We start from the raw sequence: 15772 nt of genomic DNA, 5'->3' as shown, positions 1-15772 counted from the left end.
TGATCGGGGAAAATTATGCAGCAAGCATAACAATCTGCGGCAATGTGGCTTTCCAGTAACAGGGAGAACAAACAGAGCCTGTGGCTTTGTCCAACGCGTGCGGCTACGCTCTCGCCATGGCTGAAGATCTGTTCGCGTCCCCGGGCGCACCCGGCGTCGGCAAACCCGCCGCCAATACCTATGACGCCTCCTCGATCGAGGTCCTCGAAGGGCTCGAACCCGTCCGCCGCCGCCCCGGCATGTATGTCGGCGGCACCGACGAGCGCGCGCTGCATCACCTTGCCGCCGAAGTGCTCGACAACGCGATGGACGAGGCCGTTGCCGGCCATGCGACGCGGATCGAAGTCACGCTGGAGGCGAACAACCGCCTAACGATCGTCGACAACGGCCGCGGCATCCCGGTCGATCCGCACCCGAAGTTCCCCGACAAGTCCGCACTCGAGGTGATCCTCTCGACGCTCCACTCGGGCGGCAAGTTCGCAGGGAAGGCGTATGCGACATCGGGTGGCCTGCATGGGGTGGGCATCAGCGTGGTCAACGCCTTGTCGTCGGATACCGTCGTCGAGGTCGCGCGCGACCGGCAATTGTACCGTCAGCGCTTTTCGAAAGGCCAGACGCTAGGCCCGATCGAGCATCTCGGGCCAACGCCGAACCGTCGCGGCACCAGCGTCGCGTTCACCCCCGATACCGAGATCTTCGGCAGCGAACTGAACTTCAAGCCGCAGCGCCTTTACAAGCTCGTCCGCTCGAAGGCGTATCTCTTCGCCGGCGTCGAGATCCGCTGGCACTGCGCGCCCGATCTGATCGGCGACGACACACCAGCACAGGCCGTGTTTCAGTTCCCAGGCGGCCTCGCTGACCACCTGCGAGACCAGATCGCCGGCCGCGAATGCGCGACCTCCGACTTCTTCTCCGGCTCGCAGGATTTCCCGAGCGCCAACGGCGAGACGCAAGGCCGCGTCGAATGGGCGGTCGCGTGGCCGCTGTGGAGCGACGGCTCGTACAGCTGGTATTGCAACACCATCCCGACCCCCGATGGCGGCACGCACGAACAGGGTCTCCGCCAGGCGCTGGTCCGCGGCCTGCGCGCGTTCGGCGATCTGGTCGGCAACAAGAAGACCAAGGATATCAGCGCGGACGACGTCATGGTCGGCAGCGAGCTGATGCTGTCGGTCTTCATCCGCGAACCGCAATTCCAGAGCCAGACCAAGGATCGCCTGACCAGCCCCGAAGCCGCCGGCCTCGTCGAGAAGGCGGTGCGCGATCATTTCGACCATTTCCTCAGCCACAACATGGAGCGCGGCAAGGCGCTGCTGAACTATGTGCTGGAGCGGATGGACGAACGCCTGCGCCGCAAGCAGGAACGCGACGTCAAGCGCAAGACCGCCACGTCCGCACGCAAACTGCGCCTGCCGGGTAAGCTGACCGACTGCTCCGCTAACTCGCCCGAGGGTACGGAGCTCTTCATCGTTGAAGGCGATTCGGCCGGCGGCTCGGCGAAGCAGGCGCGTGACCGAAAAACGCAGGCGATCCTCCCGATCCGCGGCAAGATCCTCAACGTCGCGTCGGCCACCAGCGCCAAGATCTTCGCCAACCAGGAGATCGCCGACCTCACGCTCGCGCTAGGCTGCGGCACGCGGAAGGACTGCACGCCGGATACGCTCCGCTACGAACGCATCGTCATCATGACCGACGCAGACGTGGATGGGGCCCACATCGCAACGCTGCTGATGACGTTCTTCTTCCAGGAGATGCCCGAACTCGTCCGCCGCGGGCACCTCTACCTCGCGCAACCGCCACTCTACCGCCTGACCGTCGGTACCAAGAGCATCTACGCAAGGGATGACGCGCACCGCGCCGAACTCGAACGCACCGTGTTCAAGGGCAAGAAAGTCGATGTCGGCCGCTTCAAGGGGCTCGGCGAGATGAACCCGAGCCAGCTCCGCGAAACCACGATGGACCCCGCCACCCGCGGCATGCTCCGCATCACGCTGCCCCAGGAATACGAGGAGCGCGCGCAGGTGAAGGATCTGGTCGACCGCCTGATGGGCAACAACCCCGCGCACCGCTTCGCCTTCATCCAGGAAAACGCCGGCCGCATGGACGAGGAAGCAATCGACGCGTGAATGCGGCGAGCGAGTGCGGAGCTGGTTGGTCGATTATGACCCATTTGGGTGATCGACATTGCCACGCTCGGCGATACATTTGCGTGGGATGTCGGTTGCATAGGGCGTGGTCGAATGATGTTGCTTGTTGTTGCTCTCATTCAAGCCGTGGCCGTGGCCGCGCCCCTCCCGCACCGCCGCCAGGCGACGACAAGACGATCGTGGTGGTCGGCCAGCGTCTGTCGGGCACCGAACGCGCCTTGGCCCAATGTATTGCGCGTGGATGTCCTCCCAAGGAGGAAATCGCGGCATCGCTTGCGCATGCGGAGAACCAGTTCCTGGTGGGTGACTATGCAGCGTCTCGACAGACGCTGCTGAAGGCGCGCAGCCGCAACGAGAAATATGCCAAAGACATACCCGTCGACGTCGCGAACCTGATCCGCGCGAGCGGACGGCTGGCCAGCTTGAACGGACTGTCGGACTCGTCGCGGACAAACTCGATCGATTCGCTGGACGTTCTGAAAGGCGGCCTCGATCACAGCGACCCGCGGGTCCTGATGGAGCGCCTTCTCGTCGGCGACACCTTTGCCAAGGAGCATCGCTATACCGCGGCGGAGGAGGTTTATGCCACGGTCGCGAAACAGGCGGGTGCTGCCGGTCTGAAGCAGGTCGAGGGGCTCGCGATGTTGCGGACGGCCGTGCTCTACACGGCGCTGGCCAGCGTCGATCATGCCTATGATTACCAGGCGGGCAAGGCGATCCGCCGGATACGGGACACGACGGACCCCGAGCTCGCGCCGTTTCGTGAGGCCACGGTCACACTCGAACGACGCGTGAAGGCTGGCGACAAGGTGCATGACGTCGAGAAGGCCGAACTCGCCAAGGTTCCAGCGGGGGAGCGTACCAACGAGGCCGTACTCGTCTATGCGGCGCCTATTGATCTCCCCGACCGTTCGCAGAGCGGATCGAAGGTCGTCGCCATGACCGGCGATCGGGTGCCGCAATGGGCGGACGTCACGTTCATGGTCCGCCCCGACGGTACGGTGCAGGACATTGATGTCCTCCGGCAATCCGACAATGTGCGAGGGGCGTGGCTCGAATCCGTGAAGACGTCGCTGACGAAACGGCTGTATCGGCCGCTCGCCATGGCGGCGGACAAGCCGGGACTGCGCAGGATAGAGCGATATTCCCTGATCTACGACGTGACCTATGCTGCGGGGTCGCGTGTTCAGGTGCGGTCGAGCGAACCGCGAGTCGAGATGACCGATCTGACAGTCGAGACGCCGACCGGCTGATCGGCCAGCCACCTCCGCTGGCGTCACGGCGCAGCAGCTACGCCTGCGGGGAAACTCTCCCGTCCGCAGGCGCACCGCGATCACTGGCGGTGGGCGATCACTGTCTGTAGGCGATCAGCGTCGAGGTCTTGCCGTATTTGATGTCGTTGACGTCCATCGTCATTTTCTTGCCGTCGGGCGAGATCGTCATGACGTATTTGCCGATCACCTTGCCGTCGAGATAGTCGGTCTCATGCAGCGTGTTGAGATCGGATTGCCGTAGCGACACCGTCGTCCAGCCGGCATCGCCGACGACCGCGACCGACGGGCCGCCCGTCGTCGCCACGTACGATGTCCCGGTCGGCGTCGAATAGGTCACGACCTTGCCGGTCTTCGCGAAGGTAAACACGAGGCCGCTGTCGGACACTTGGGTCTGGTTCGTCTGCAGCCACGACCCCGATGCCGCGTGCGACCCGGACGGGCCCGCTGCGACGCGCTCGCTGATGGTCGTGCCGGTGATCGGGATCCCGTTCGGCGCGCTGGTGTCGTTGAACACCGTCGAGATCGAACTATTGTCGGCGGACAGCGTCGCGGTTGCGTCGCTCATCGGCTTGCCGCCTTTGCTCGTCGCATATTTGACGGTCGCCGGATCGACGACGGTGACCGACATCGCGTCATAATAGGCGTGGCCGGTGACCGGATGAAGCGCACCATCGGCGGCGATCTTGACCACCGGAATGCAGGTCGAACAGGTGTAAAACCCGTTCTCGATCAATGCGACCGAAGGTTTTGTCGAAAGTTCGCTCTCCTTGATGTCGCCTTTCCAAGTTCCGGTGAAGACGTCCTTGGCATAGGCCGGTGATGTCGTGGCAAGCATAAGTGCGATGCATGGTAGTAACCTGGACATGGTTCTCTCCCCTATAGTGCGGCGGGGCGATTCGAATCGAACCAAAGCGCACAGGATCCTGGCACCACGTCTTGCCGATCATGCGCCTATTCGGGTGCCTATTCCAGTGAATGCCGCAAGCGCAGCGGCGAATCATCGGGATCGGCCATGTCGGCGTTCGCCGCGCGGTGCCACGCGGTGTTGCCCCCGGCGTCGCGCGCTCGTATCAGGCGGTTCGGGCGGCCGTGTGGGTCGCCCTCGCTGTTTGAAGGAGCTTGCCGTCGTGACCATCACCCCGCTCATGCCCGTCTACCCGCGGTGTGGCGTGCGTCCGGTCCGAGGCGAGGGCGCGTACCTCTTCGGCGAGGACGGCCAGCAATATCTCGATTTCGCCAGCGGCATCGCGGTCAACGCGCTCGGCCATGGCCATCCGCATCTGACCAAGGCGATCGCCGAACAGGCTGCGACGCTGATGCACGTGTCGAACCTGTACGGATCGCCGCAGGGCGAGCATCTCGCACAGCGGCTCGTCGACAACACGTTTGCCGACACCGTGTTCTTCACCAATTCGGGTGCGGAAGCGGTCGAGTGCGCGATCAAGACCGCGCGGCGCTATCATTTCGCCAACGGCAATCCGCAGCGTCACACGCTGATCACGTTCGACACGGCGTTCCATGGGCGGACGCTCGGCACGATTTCGGCGACCAACCAGGCGAAGATGCGCGACGGGTTCGAGCCGCTCCTGCCGGGATTCGCCTATGCGAAGTTCAACGATCTCGAAGGCGCGCTGGCGCTGATCGACGACAACACCGCGGGCTTCCTGGTCGAGCCGATCCAAGGCGAGGGCGGCATCCGCCAAGCAACGCCTGAGTTCCTGACCGGTCTGCGGAAGGCCTGCGACGAACATGGCCTGCTGCTGGTGCTCGACGAGGTCCAGTGCGGCTATGGCCGCACCGGCAAGCTCTTCGCGCACGAGCTGTACGGGATCACGCCCGACATCATGTCGGTCGCCAAGGGCATCGGCGGCGGGTTCCCGCTGGGCGCGTGCCTCGCGACCGAGGAGGCGGCCAAGGGCATGGTCGCGGGGACGCATGGCTCGACCTATGGCGGTAACCCGCTGGCGATGGCGGCGGGCGAGGCGGTGCTCGACGTGATTCTCGACGAGGGCTTTCTCGACAACGTCGCCGCGATGGGCGACCGGTTGCGGCAGGGGCTCGAACAGATGATCCCGAACCACGATCACCTGTTCGACAGCGTCCGCGGTACCGGGCTGATGCTCGGGCTGAAGCTCAAGAGCGACAGCCGCGCGTTTGTCGCGTTCGCGCGCGATCACCACAATCTCCTGCTGGTGTCCGCGGGCGAGAACGTCATCCGCATTCTGCCGCCGCTGGTGATCGACGAGAGCCACATCGCCGAGTGCATCGACAAGCTGTCGACCGCCGCGCGGGTGTACGTGCCGGCTGCCGACGACTGATTTAAATCCTCCCCGGTACGGGGAGGGGGACCATGCGAAGCATGGTGGAGGGGATCGCCCCGAAGTGTTGCGTTCGTGGAGAGTTTCAGGTCGAACATACCCAGTATGTTCGAGGATCACCTTGGGGTGATCCGACCTGAAGCTCCTCCACCATTCGCTAATGCGAACGGTCCCCCTCCCCGTGCCGGGGAGGATATTATGACCCGCCATTTCCTGAATCTCACCGACGCGGGCGCCGACGGCATCGCCGCGATGCTGGCCGATGCGCTCGATCGCAAGGCGGCGCGCGCCGGTTTCCCCAAGGGCCGCGCGGACTCGGATGCGCCGCTGGCCGGCCACACACTCGCGATGGTGTTTGAGAAGAATTCCACGCGCACGCGCTTCTCGTTCGACATGGCGATCCGCCAGCTCGGTGGCACCTCGATCGTTTCCGACGCAGGGTCGATGCAGCTCGGCCGCGGCGAGTCTATTGCCGACACCGCGCGCATCCTGTCGGGCTATGTCGACGCGATCATGATCCGCACCGACGATCACGCCAAGATCGAGGAGATGGCGCATTACGCCTCCGTCCCGGTCATCAACGGCCTGACCGACGCGTCGCACCCGTGCCAGATCATGGCCGACCTGCTGACGATCATCGAGAGCGGCAAGGCGCTGCCCGGTCTCAAGGTTGCGTGGCTGGGGGATGGCAACAACGTTCTTGCGTCGATCGTCGAGGCCGCCGGGCTGATGCAGTTCGACGTCGTCGCAGCCTGCCCGCAAGGATATATGCCGACCGACGCCGAAGTCGCGCTGGGCAAGGGGCGGGCGCGTATCGTGTCGACGCCGCGCGAGGCAGTCGAGGGGGCGGACATCGTCGTCACCGATACCTGGATCTCGATGGGGCAGGCGCATGCCGAGACCAAGTTGGCGGCGCTGACGCCGTACCAGGTCAATGCCGCACTGATGGCGCTGGCCAAGCCCGACGCGAAGTTCCTCCACTGCCTCCCCGCGCACCGCGGCGAGGAAGTGACGCCGGAGGTGATCGACGGCCCGCAGTCGCTGATCTGGCAGGAAGCGGAGAACCGCCTCCACGCGCAGAAGTCGGTCTTGCGCTGGTGTTTCGGCCAGATCGGGTGACGGACCGGCGGTAACACGCCGTTCACGCCACCCCGCGCCCCATCCGTCATCCCAGCGAAAGCTGGGTTATCCCCGTTCGAGCCTCGGCGCCCGCCAATAGGGATACCTCAGCTTCCGCTGGGGTGACGGAGATGGGTGGGCGACGGATGGGGGATCGGGTTGACCCGCCGCCCTCGCTCCCCATCTTCCCTCCGATGAACGACCCCAACATGACCGATCTCGACCGCGCGCTGGCCTTCGCGATCCCTGCGCGCAGTGCCCGCGGCCGGATCGTCCGGCTCGGCACCGCGCTCGACGAAGTGCTCGCCGCCCACGCCTATCCGCCTGCGATCGAAAAGCTGCTCGCCGAGGCGCTCACGCTCGCCGCGCTGATCGGCTCGACGCTCAAGGACGCCAGCGGCCAGCTGACGATGCAGACCCGCACCGACAACGGCGTCGTCCAGCTGCTCGTCTGCGACTACCGCGGCGGCGAAGTGCGCGGTTACATCGAATACGACGCGGACAAGCTTGCCGAAGCCCCCGCCGAGCCATCGTTGTTCGCGCTGTTCGGCGCGGGGTACCTCGCGATCACGTTCGACATGGCGACCAGCAACGAACGGTACCAGGGCATCGTCCCGCTCGATGGGGATACGCTGTCACAGGCCGCGCAGAGCTATTTCACGCAGTCCGAGCAGATCCCGACGATGATTCGGACCGGTATGGCGAAGGGCCCGGACGGGCGCTGCGTCGCAGGTGGGCTGTTCCTCCAGCATCTTCCCGAGGGCGAGGATGGTCGCGAGCGGCTCCACACCAAGCTCGACCACCCGGAATGGGAGCATGTCGCTACGCTCGGCAACACGATCGGCGCGGACGAACTCACGAATGCGTTCCTGCCGCTGGAGACGCTGGTCTGGCGCTTGTTCAATGAAGAAGACGACGTCCGCATTCTCGCGGATATTCCGATCTCGCGCGGATGCCGCTGCGACCCTGATTATATTCAGGGGTGATCTCCAAATTTCCCATCGAGGAGCGGCGGTCGATGGCCGACGAGAGCGGTTTCATCATCGTCGATTGCGCGTTCTGCGCGAAGAAATTTCCTGTTCCAGTCGGCGCCTGACTTGCAGGATTTTTCCCCGCAACGATAACTTAAGAAATTAACTCCCTATTCACTTATGTTGGGTATAGAAGGGACTGTGCTTTTTATTCGGCACGTTTTTCTCCCTTGTGGCGCGGTTCGCGCCAACCTTAGGGGGCTGCCTTACCGGGCGGCCCCTTTCTTTTGCGCGCCGCTGGCCTAGCGCATTGCGCATCATGACATCTCCTGCTCCCTTTGCGGTCGCGCTCGTTTCGGGCGGGCTCGACTCGATGGTATCCGCCGCTTTGGCGCGCGAAGCCGGCCAGCGCGTGCTCGCGCTGTCGTTCGATTATAATCAGCGCCATCGGATCGAACTCGACGCCGCCCGCCGCGTCGCCGCCGCGATCGGCGCCGAACGCCACATCGTGTTGCCGATGGATCTCTCCGCGTTTGGCGGGTCGGCACTGACCGCCGATATCGACGTGCCGAAGGATGGCGCGGGCACCGAGGATGGCGGTGGCATTCCCATCACCTACGTACCCGCACGCAACACCATCTTCCTCAGCCTTGCGCTGGGCTGGGCCGAGGCGGCGGGCGCGCGCGACATCTATATCGGCGTCAACGCGCTCGATTATTCGGGGTATCCCGATTGCCGCCCCGAGTTCATCGCCGCGTTCGAAGGTTTGGCCGAACTCGCCACCAAGGCTGGTGTCGAGGGCGAGCCGTTCCGTATCCAGGCGCCGCTTCAGATGATGACCAAGGCGGATATCGTCCGCGAGGGCACGCGTCTTGGCCTGGATCTCGGGCTGAGCTGGTCATGCTATGATCCGACGCCCGCCGGCGAGCATTGCGGCCTGTGTGACAGCTGCCGTCTGCGCTCCAAGGGGTTCGAGGACGCGGGCATTGCCGATCCCACCGTCTACGCCGTGCGTCCTGGATCCGGGCTGGCCTGAGCGATGAGCTACGCCGTCAAGGAGATGTTCCTCACGTTGCAGGGCGAGGGCGTGAACGCCGGCCGTCGTGCGGTGTTCGTGCGATTCGCCGGCTGCAACCTGTGGTCGGGTCGCGAACAGGACCGCGCGACCGCGGTCTGCAAGTTTTGCGATACCGAGTTCGTCGGCACCGACGGGCTGGGCGGTGGCAAGTTCGCCGATGCGCAGGCGCTCGCAGCGGCGGTCGCCGGCTTCTGGGGTGACGGCACGAACGATCGATTCGTCGTCCTGACCGGGGGCGAGCCGATGCTGCAGATCGACGACGCGATCGTCGATGCGTTGCACGGCGAGGGCTTCCGGATCGCGATGGAGAGCAACGGCACGATCCCCGCGCATCCGGGTATCGATTGGATTTGCATCAGCCCCAAGGCGGGCAGCATCGTCGTCCAGCGCGCGGGGCACGAACTGAAGCTCGTCTGGCCGCAGCCGGGCAGCGACCTCGACGAGGTCGAGACCTGGGACTTCGCGAACTTCCTGCTCCAGCCGCTCGACGATCCGCGCGCCGACGCGAACCGCGAGGCGTGCGTGGATCTGGTCATGCAGCGGCCGCAGTGGCGGTTGTCGCTGCAGACGCACAAGCTGCTGGGCCTGCGCTGATAATTTGAAGCGCGCTACGTAGGGGACTTCATTCTTTCCCTACCGTCATCCCAGCGGAAGCTGGGATGACCCCATGAGACTCTCGTCGCGCGCTTCGTGAGATACCCCAGCTTTCGCTGGGGTGACGGCAGAACGCGAGGATAAAATCATCCGGTAATTCGGGCAAGGCGGCGACGTTACCGCCCGGCGATGCCGACGCCAACCGGCGGCCAGTTTTGGGCGCCGCACTTCTTTTCGACCCACTCGCCCTTCTTGTTCCAGCAGATCGTATCGAGCCGCGGCATTGCCGCATTGCGATCGCGGCCGATGTAGCGCGGGAAGCGCTGTTCGCCCCAGGGAATCAGGCTGTTGCGCAGTTCGCGCGACCGCGCCAGCGCGACGTCGGCAAAATGCCCGCGCGGTGCGAACACCGCGTCGCGTCCGATCGAGGCTGCGGTCTGGCAGAACCCGTATTGCGCGGCGACCGTGGCGAAGCTGGAATAGGTCCGCGTGCCGAACTGGTCGAGCGCGGCCTGCCCGGCGCGGAGGCCCGACGCCTTGTTCACGCGGATGAAGTATTTGGTCAGCGTATCGAACGCACCCTTCAACTCGTCGCCATGATCGGCGAGAATCGAATTATAGTTCGGTACGGTCAACAGCGTCGGCTCGAACTGGCATTGCAGGGCCGCCACGTTGAGCGCGGCGCGCATATGCCACACCAGGGCGGCACGCGTTTCCGCGGGCGTCGCACCCGGCAGGGGCTGGCCGAGATCGGCTTCGTCGCCGGTCACCGCAGCGCCGGAAAAGTCACGCGACTGCAAAAAGAACTGCGCCGACGCCGACTGCGCCACAGCGAGACCGCTCGACGCCACGCAGAGCGCGAGCGCGGTACGCAAGACTTTCATTCAAACCTCCCCAGGGGCATTCCAAGTCGACGAATCTAAAGCGTTTCCGCCAAACCCCCAAGCGATTTTAACCTTTTGCCGGGATCGATTTTGCGACCCGAATACCCCGATCCGGTATGCAAACTGTCGCATCCGAAACGACCGCGGTTTGCCGCCATTCGACGTGCGCAAACGCGCTGACCGGCATCCAGGGTCGGCGTTCCCCATCCCGTAACGATAAAGGGCCGCCCGGTTGCCCGGGCGGCCCTTCACATCGCATAATGCCGTTGAAGGTCATCCGCCGTAACGGTCGACCTTCGCGACCATTACATTGCGTTGTTGGTCATCATGGTGTCGTTCGACATCATCGTGTCGTTCGCCATCATGGTGTCGTTGGCCATCATGCCACCGTTCGACGCGCCGTCGACTGCGGTCATGTTGTCGGTCATGGTGTCCATGCCTTCAGTGGCGTTCATGTCGGTGACCATCGTGTTGTCGGTGGTCGTCTCGGTCTTCGGACCGCAAGCCGAAACGGCGAGTGCTGCGCTGGCGATCAGCGAACCGGTCAGGACCTTGGAAATGAGTGCACGCATGTGGAAGCTCCCTAGATAGAGGATTTGGCTGGCTGCTCGCCCTTAATACCCAAATCGTAGTGGACATTAATCCGATAACGCTTTGTCCTCAAGCCTCGTTTTCTTGAGGACAAGAAACTGTTTCAAGGAAAGTATCGGCCGTCAACGCCAGGGCGGCGTCGAAGGTTGCAAGGTCGGCGGAAATGCCCAGCGATTGCAGGCTGGTAACGCCGTACTCGGACAGGCCGCAGGGTACGATGCCACCGAAGTGAGACAGGTCCGGATCGACGTTCACCGAGAAGCCGTGGAGCGTCACCCAGCGTTTTACCCGTACCCCGATCGCACCGATCTTGGCTTCCCGGCCCCGATCGAGCGTCCAGATGCCGACCCGGCCATCGACCGCGAACGCCTCGACGCCGAGCTCGCCAAGCGCCGCGATCACCCAGGATTCGAGCGCGTGGACGTAACAGCGGACATCCCGTCCGCGCTTGGTCAGGTCGAGCACGACATAGCCGATCCGCTGGCCCGGCCCATGATAGGTGTATTTGCCGCCGCGTCCCGTCGGGATCACCGGGAAGCGCGCGTCGATCAGGTCGCCCGGATCCGCGCTGGTGCCCGCGGTGTAGACTGGCGGATGTTCGAGCATCCACAACAGCTCGCGCGCCTCGCCCGCGCCGACCGCGAGCGCGCGCGCCTCCATCTCCGCCAGCGCATCGGCATATGGGGTGAGGCCGGCGCTGGTCCGCCATTCGATATCGGAGGGGAGGGGTTCGTCACCGATCCCAATTGCGCACCGACGCTCGCACTTGCAACTCCGACGTGCGTTTCAACCATGTGGTCAAGCGCAAGGGCTTGGGCTAACCCGCGCGATACAGGAACCGGGGGAGCGTGACGCATGGTGAAGATGGGAACGGTCTGGGATCGCACGATCGAGGTGCTCAACGGGCGTACCGGCATGATCGCGCCGATCGCGGTGCTCGGCATTCTGCTGCCCAGCGTGATCCGTGACGGCTATGTCGCGTTCTCGACACCGGGGACGATGAGCTTCGCCTTGATCGGCAGCGGTCTGGCGATCGGTACGCTGGTCGCGATGCTATGGGCGCAGCTCGCGATCGTCGCGATTGCCAGCGATCCCGGCACCGATGCTGCGGCCGCGCGCCGCCAGGCCGGTGCGCGCGTACTGCCGGCGCTCGGCATCACCGCGCTGATCACGCTGGTCGCCGCGCTGCTCGCCGTGCCGCCGGTAATCGTTCTGGTTCAGTCGGGCTTCGATTTCTCCGCCGCTGCCAATGGATCGAGCGTACAGATGACCCCGCCGACCGCCGGCGCCGCTGGGTTCACCGCGCTGTACGGCATCGCCTATCTCCTGCTGGCGATCTGGATTGGCGCGCGACTGGTGCTGCTCAACCCGGTCATCCTGAACGAGCGCCGCGGGATCGGTGCGATCCGTCGCTCGGTCCAGCTGACCAAGGGGCTGACGTGGCGGATCATCGGCGTGTTGATCCTGTTCGCGATCGTCATGCTCGTCTCGACCTGGGCCGCACAGTCCGTGACCGGGATCATCTTCCGGCTCGCGCTCGGCGCCGACGGGATCGCCACCGCGACCTTCCTGTCGGGGATCGCCGCGACGATCGTCACCACCGCCTTCACCGCGCTCGCCGCCGTCTTCACCGCGCAGCTCTATGTCGCCGTCAGAGAGAAATCCGTCACCCCATGAAGCTCGATTTCGCGACCGTCCTCACCGATGCCTGGAGCCTGTTCAAGCGCGACCGCGACCTGTTGCTACGGATCGCCGCGCCGTTCCTGTTCCTGCCTGCCTTCGCGCTGGCGCTGGTCGTGCCCGATCCGCCGATGCCCAACGCGGCGGCGGGCGATAACGAGGCGCAGGCGATGGTCTGGGCCGATGCGGTGCAGACATGGGCGGCGGCACATGGCGGCTGGTACCTGCTCGCTTACGTCATGAGCTTCTTCGGTACGTCGCTATTCTACGCGCTGTATCTCGACCGCGATCAGCTCGACCTGCGGCAGGCGCTGACGCGCTGCCTACGGATATTCCCGCGCTTCCTGCTGGCGATGGTGATCGTGTCGCTGCCGGCGGGGGCGGGGCTGTTGCTGTACGCGATCCCCGGCCTCTACATCCTCGGCCGGACGATGCTGACGGGCCCGGCGCTGTTCGCCGAAGCCCCGCTCGGTGCGCTCAGCGCGATCCGCCGCAGTTTCACGCTCAGCCGCGGTTCGGGGTTGCCGCTAATGGGATTGGCGGCGTTCAGCTATATCAGCGGCTGGCTCGCCGGCGCGCCGTTCATGATGCTCGACCGTGCCCTGCGCGAAGCGGGCGAACCCAACCCGGTCGCTCTGGCGATCGTCGATGCGGGTGCCGCGGTGGCCGCAATGGCGGCGGGCATCGCCATGGCCCTGATCGCTATATCGGCATACCGCCGCCTGGCGCGGTAAGGGCGCACCAACGGAAGAAAAGCACCACCCCGGCGGAGGCCGGGGCCCAGTTGGAAAGGTCGCAGTGATCGGGCGCACCGCTCAGTTAGCAACGTCCCCCAACTGGACCCCGGCCTCCGCCGGGGAGGTGGCTGAGGCCTACCCCCGCTTCGCCAAATACGGAATTTGCGGCGCCGTCTCCGGCGGCAGCAATCCAGAAGCCCGAGGATCGGGAAACGTCTCGATCGTCCGCTTCATCGCCACGAATCCCTGCGCCCGATAAAACCCCAGCGCGCTAGGATGATCGAGCGTGCAGGTATGCAGCCAGACCCGCTCCACCCCTTCGCCCAAGCCCGCGCGCAAGCCTCGGCCATCAGCCACCGCCCATGGCCTTGCCCAGCCAATTCGGGAATCAGCCCGAAATACGAAATCTCGCATGCACCCGTTGCGCGAAAATCGAGTTCGAGCATTCCGACCTCGATCCCCGCCGGATCGAGCACCGCATACACCGCGATCCCCGGATCATGGACGATCGCCGCCAGTGCCTCGTCCGCCATCACCAGCCGCGAGAACCACAGCCACGGGCTCCCCACTCGCCGGAACAGCGCGCGGTATTTTTCCAGCGCCGGCCGCTCCCACCGCACCAGCCGCAACCGCGACCCCGGGCTCGGTCGCAGCGGCGGCCGCTTGCGCATCTCCAGCGTCGTGACGATCGTCGCGAGGACGTCGTCGGCAACCGGGATCAGCGCCATATCAAGACCAGGTCGCGCGGGGCGGCAGGCTCATCAGGATCGCGTCGATGTTGCCGCCCGTCTTCAGCCCGAACAAAGTCCCACGGTCATAGACGAGGTTGAACTCGGCATAGCGCCCGCGCCATTCCAGCATCCGTGCCTCGTCGGCCGCAGTGAACGGCGTATCCATCCGCCGCCGCACGATCCGCGGATACGCATCCAGAAACGCCTCGCCGACATCGCGCGTGAACGCGAAGTTGGTCTCGAAATCGCCATCGAGATGATCGAAGAAAATCCCACCGACACCACGTCCGACCTTCCGGTGCGGGATGTAGAAATAGGTCTCCGCCCATTCCTTGAACCGGGGGTAGTGCGCCGGATCATGCGCGTCGCACGCCGCCTTCATCGTCGCGTGGAAGTCCGCCGTGTCCTCCTTGATAGGCAAGGGTGGGTTGAGATCGCCGCCGCCGCCGAACCAACGCTTGGTGGTGTTGAGGAAGCGACAGTTCATGTGCACCGCGGGGACGTGCGGGTTGGTCATGTGCGCGACCAGGCTGATCCCGGTCGCGAAGAACCGCGGGTCCTCGACCGCACCGTGGATCGACTTGGCGAACTCGCCTTCGAACGTGCCGCCGACGGTCGAGACGTTGACGCCAACCTTCTCGAACACGCTGCCCTTCATCACGCCCATCACGCCACCGCCGCCCGGCTCGCCCGAGGGATCGGTCCGGTTCCACGGGGTGTACTCGAAGCTGGCGTCGGAGCCCGCCTCGCGCTCAATCGTCTCGAACTCCGCGCAGATGCGATCGCGCAGGGATTCGAACCAGGTTCGGGCGGCGGCTTGCTGGGGGTCGAGTTCGATCATGCGGGCGTCTCTACCAAATCCTCCCCGGAACGGGGAGGGGGACCGTTCGGCTACTTGGCCGAAGGGTGGAGGGGACTTCCACGAGCGTTACAGTTGTCGGACGGAAGCGGGGCGTTTGCGGTGAGCCCCCTCCACCATGCTTCGCACGGTCCCCGTCCCCGTGCCGGGGAGGATTAGCTCGGCCAGCCGCCCGTCTGCCGCAACGCCTCCGCCGCGACGATCCCGGTCGCCACGGAAATATTCATCGACCGCAACCCAGGCCGCATCGGGATCAGCACGCGCACATCGGCCCGAGCATGCACCTCCTCCGGCACGCCGGCCCCCTCGCTCCCCATCAACAACACGTCATCCTCGCAAAACTCGGCCACATCCAGCCGCACCGCGCCCTTCGTCGTCAGCAGCACGATCCGCCCGCTGACTTGCGCCAGGAACGTGTCCCAATCGACATGCCGCACCACGTCGACCACGCCGACATAATCCATCCCCGAGCGCGCGACGGCCTTGTCGCTCCAGGTGAATCCCATCGGTTCGATCAGGTCGACGCCGATTCCCATGCACGCGGCGGTGCGCAGAATGGCGCCGACATTTCCGGCGATGTCGGGCTGATAGAGGGCAATTCGCATACCGGATCCCCTAGCGCGCCGAGCGCCGCACGGTAACCCAAAGCAAAATGCAGTTGGCAAACCGTCGCCCCGCCGTCTATCAAAGCGCAGCCTCCGTGGGGACGGTCGGATGGATTGGGGATATGGTTTCGCGAAACCGAAAGCCTAGTCCGTCACGAAAAAAATAACGTGCAAGGGCGAGATG

14 protein-coding genes and 2 pseudogenes are annotated in these 15772 nt (G+C 64.8%); 9 read left to right on the top strand and 7 right to left on the bottom strand.

Features of this window, described 5'->3' with window-relative positions; all coding sequences use genetic code 11:
* Positions 1-116 precede the first annotated feature (116 nt).
* Positions 117-2126, top strand: a complete 2010-nt coding sequence (gene parE, locus QP164_RS11115; RefSeq protein ID WP_333923156.1) for a DNA topoisomerase IV subunit B — start codon at positions 117-119, stop codon at positions 2124-2126.
* 203 nt (positions 2127-2329) lie between these two features.
* Positions 2330-3400, top strand: a complete 1071-nt coding sequence (locus tag QP164_RS11110) for a hypothetical protein (protein WP_333923155.1) — start codon at positions 2330-2332, stop codon at positions 3398-3400.
* A 97-nt stretch (positions 3401-3497) separates the two neighbouring features.
* Here QP164_RS11110 and QP164_RS11105 read toward each other — a convergent pair whose 3' ends face one another.
* The gene (locus QP164_RS11105; RefSeq protein ID WP_132895363.1) at positions 3498-4256 is read right to left on the bottom strand and encodes a hypothetical protein; all 759 of its coding nucleotides are present in this window, start codon (positions 4254-4256) and stop codon (positions 3498-3500) included.
* Between the two features lie 292 nt (positions 4257-4548).
* Between QP164_RS11105 and QP164_RS11100 the strand changes: the two genes are divergently transcribed.
* The 5 genes and pseudogenes from QP164_RS11100 (at position 4549) to queE (ending at position 9501) form a co-directional block, all read left to right on the top strand.
* Entirely contained in the window at positions 4549-5739 is a 1191-nt protein-coding gene (locus QP164_RS11100; RefSeq protein ID WP_333923154.1) for an aspartate aminotransferase family protein, read from the top strand.
* Between the two features lie 198 nt (positions 5740-5937).
* Entirely contained in the window at positions 5938-6858 is a 921-nt protein-coding gene (gene argF, locus QP164_RS11095) for an ornithine carbamoyltransferase (RefSeq protein WP_333923153.1), read from the top strand.
* A gap of 194 nt (positions 6859-7052) precedes the next feature.
* A pseudogene (hslO, locus tag QP164_RS11090) lies at positions 7053-7954 on the top strand (Hsp33 family molecular chaperone HslO).
* A 194-nt stretch (positions 7955-8148) separates the two neighbouring features.
* A complete protein-coding gene (gene queC / locus QP164_RS11085) occupies positions 8149-8865 on the top strand; it encodes a 7-cyano-7-deazaguanine synthase QueC (protein ID WP_333923152.1) in 717 nt (238 codons plus the stop codon).
* Between the two features lie 3 nt (positions 8866-8868).
* Positions 8869-9501, top strand: a complete 633-nt coding sequence (queE, locus tag QP164_RS11080; RefSeq protein ID WP_333923151.1) for a 7-carboxy-7-deazaguanine synthase — start codon at positions 8869-8871, stop codon at positions 9499-9501.
* A 176-nt stretch (positions 9502-9677) separates the two neighbouring features.
* Here queE and QP164_RS11075 read toward each other — a convergent pair whose 3' ends face one another.
* The 3 genes from QP164_RS11075 to lipB all read right to left on the bottom strand — a co-directional run bounded on the left by QP164_RS11075 (position 9678) and on the right by lipB (position 11717).
* On the bottom strand, positions 9678-10385 hold the full coding sequence (locus QP164_RS11075; RefSeq protein WP_132735736.1) for a hypothetical protein: 708 nt from the start codon (positions 10383-10385) through the stop codon (positions 9678-9680).
* Positions 10386-10690: 305 nt separating this feature from the next.
* A complete protein-coding gene (locus tag QP164_RS11070) occupies positions 10691-10957 on the bottom strand; it encodes a hypothetical protein (RefSeq protein ID WP_055881015.1) in 267 nt (88 codons plus the stop codon).
* 88 nt (positions 10958-11045) lie between these two features.
* Entirely contained in the window at positions 11046-11717 is a 672-nt protein-coding gene (gene lipB / locus QP164_RS11065) for a lipoyl(octanoyl) transferase LipB (protein ID WP_333924236.1), read from the bottom strand.
* 114 nt (positions 11718-11831) lie between these two features.
* On the opposite strand from lipB, the gene QP164_RS11060 reads away from it, so the two are divergent.
* Together QP164_RS11060 and QP164_RS11055 are read left to right on the top strand one after the other, a co-directional pair.
* A complete protein-coding gene (locus QP164_RS11060; RefSeq protein ID WP_333923150.1) occupies positions 11832-12653 on the top strand; it encodes a hypothetical protein in 822 nt (273 codons plus the stop codon).
* The gene (locus tag QP164_RS11055) at positions 12650-13390 is read left to right on the top strand and encodes a hypothetical protein (RefSeq protein ID WP_333923149.1); all 741 of its coding nucleotides are present in this window, start codon (positions 12650-12652) and stop codon (positions 13388-13390) included. Before QP164_RS11060 ends, QP164_RS11055 begins: the two co-directional genes overlap by 4 nt.
* Positions 13391-13528: 138 nt before the next feature.
* Here the strand turns inward: QP164_RS11055 and QP164_RS11050 are convergent.
* From QP164_RS11050 to QP164_RS11040, 3 genes and pseudogenes are all read right to left on the bottom strand, one after another.
* A pseudogene (locus QP164_RS11050) lies at positions 13529-14121 on the bottom strand (GNAT family N-acetyltransferase).
* A 1-nt stretch (position 14122) separates the two neighbouring features.
* The gene (gene hemF / locus QP164_RS11045) at positions 14123-14965 is read right to left on the bottom strand and encodes an oxygen-dependent coproporphyrinogen oxidase (protein WP_333923148.1); all 843 of its coding nucleotides are present in this window, start codon (positions 14963-14965) and stop codon (positions 14123-14125) included.
* Between the two features lie 173 nt (positions 14966-15138).
* Entirely contained in the window at positions 15139-15588 is a 450-nt protein-coding gene (locus QP164_RS11040; RefSeq protein ID WP_333923147.1) for a tRNA (cytidine(34)-2'-O)-methyltransferase, read from the bottom strand.
* Positions 15589-15772: the final 184 nt, after the last annotated feature.

The organism is Sphingomonas sp. LR59 (assembly GCF_036855945.1).
GTDB lineage: Bacteria > Pseudomonadota > Alphaproteobacteria > Sphingomonadales > Sphingomonadaceae > Sphingomonas.
This window is presented reverse-complemented; position numbering and strand designations above follow the sequence as displayed.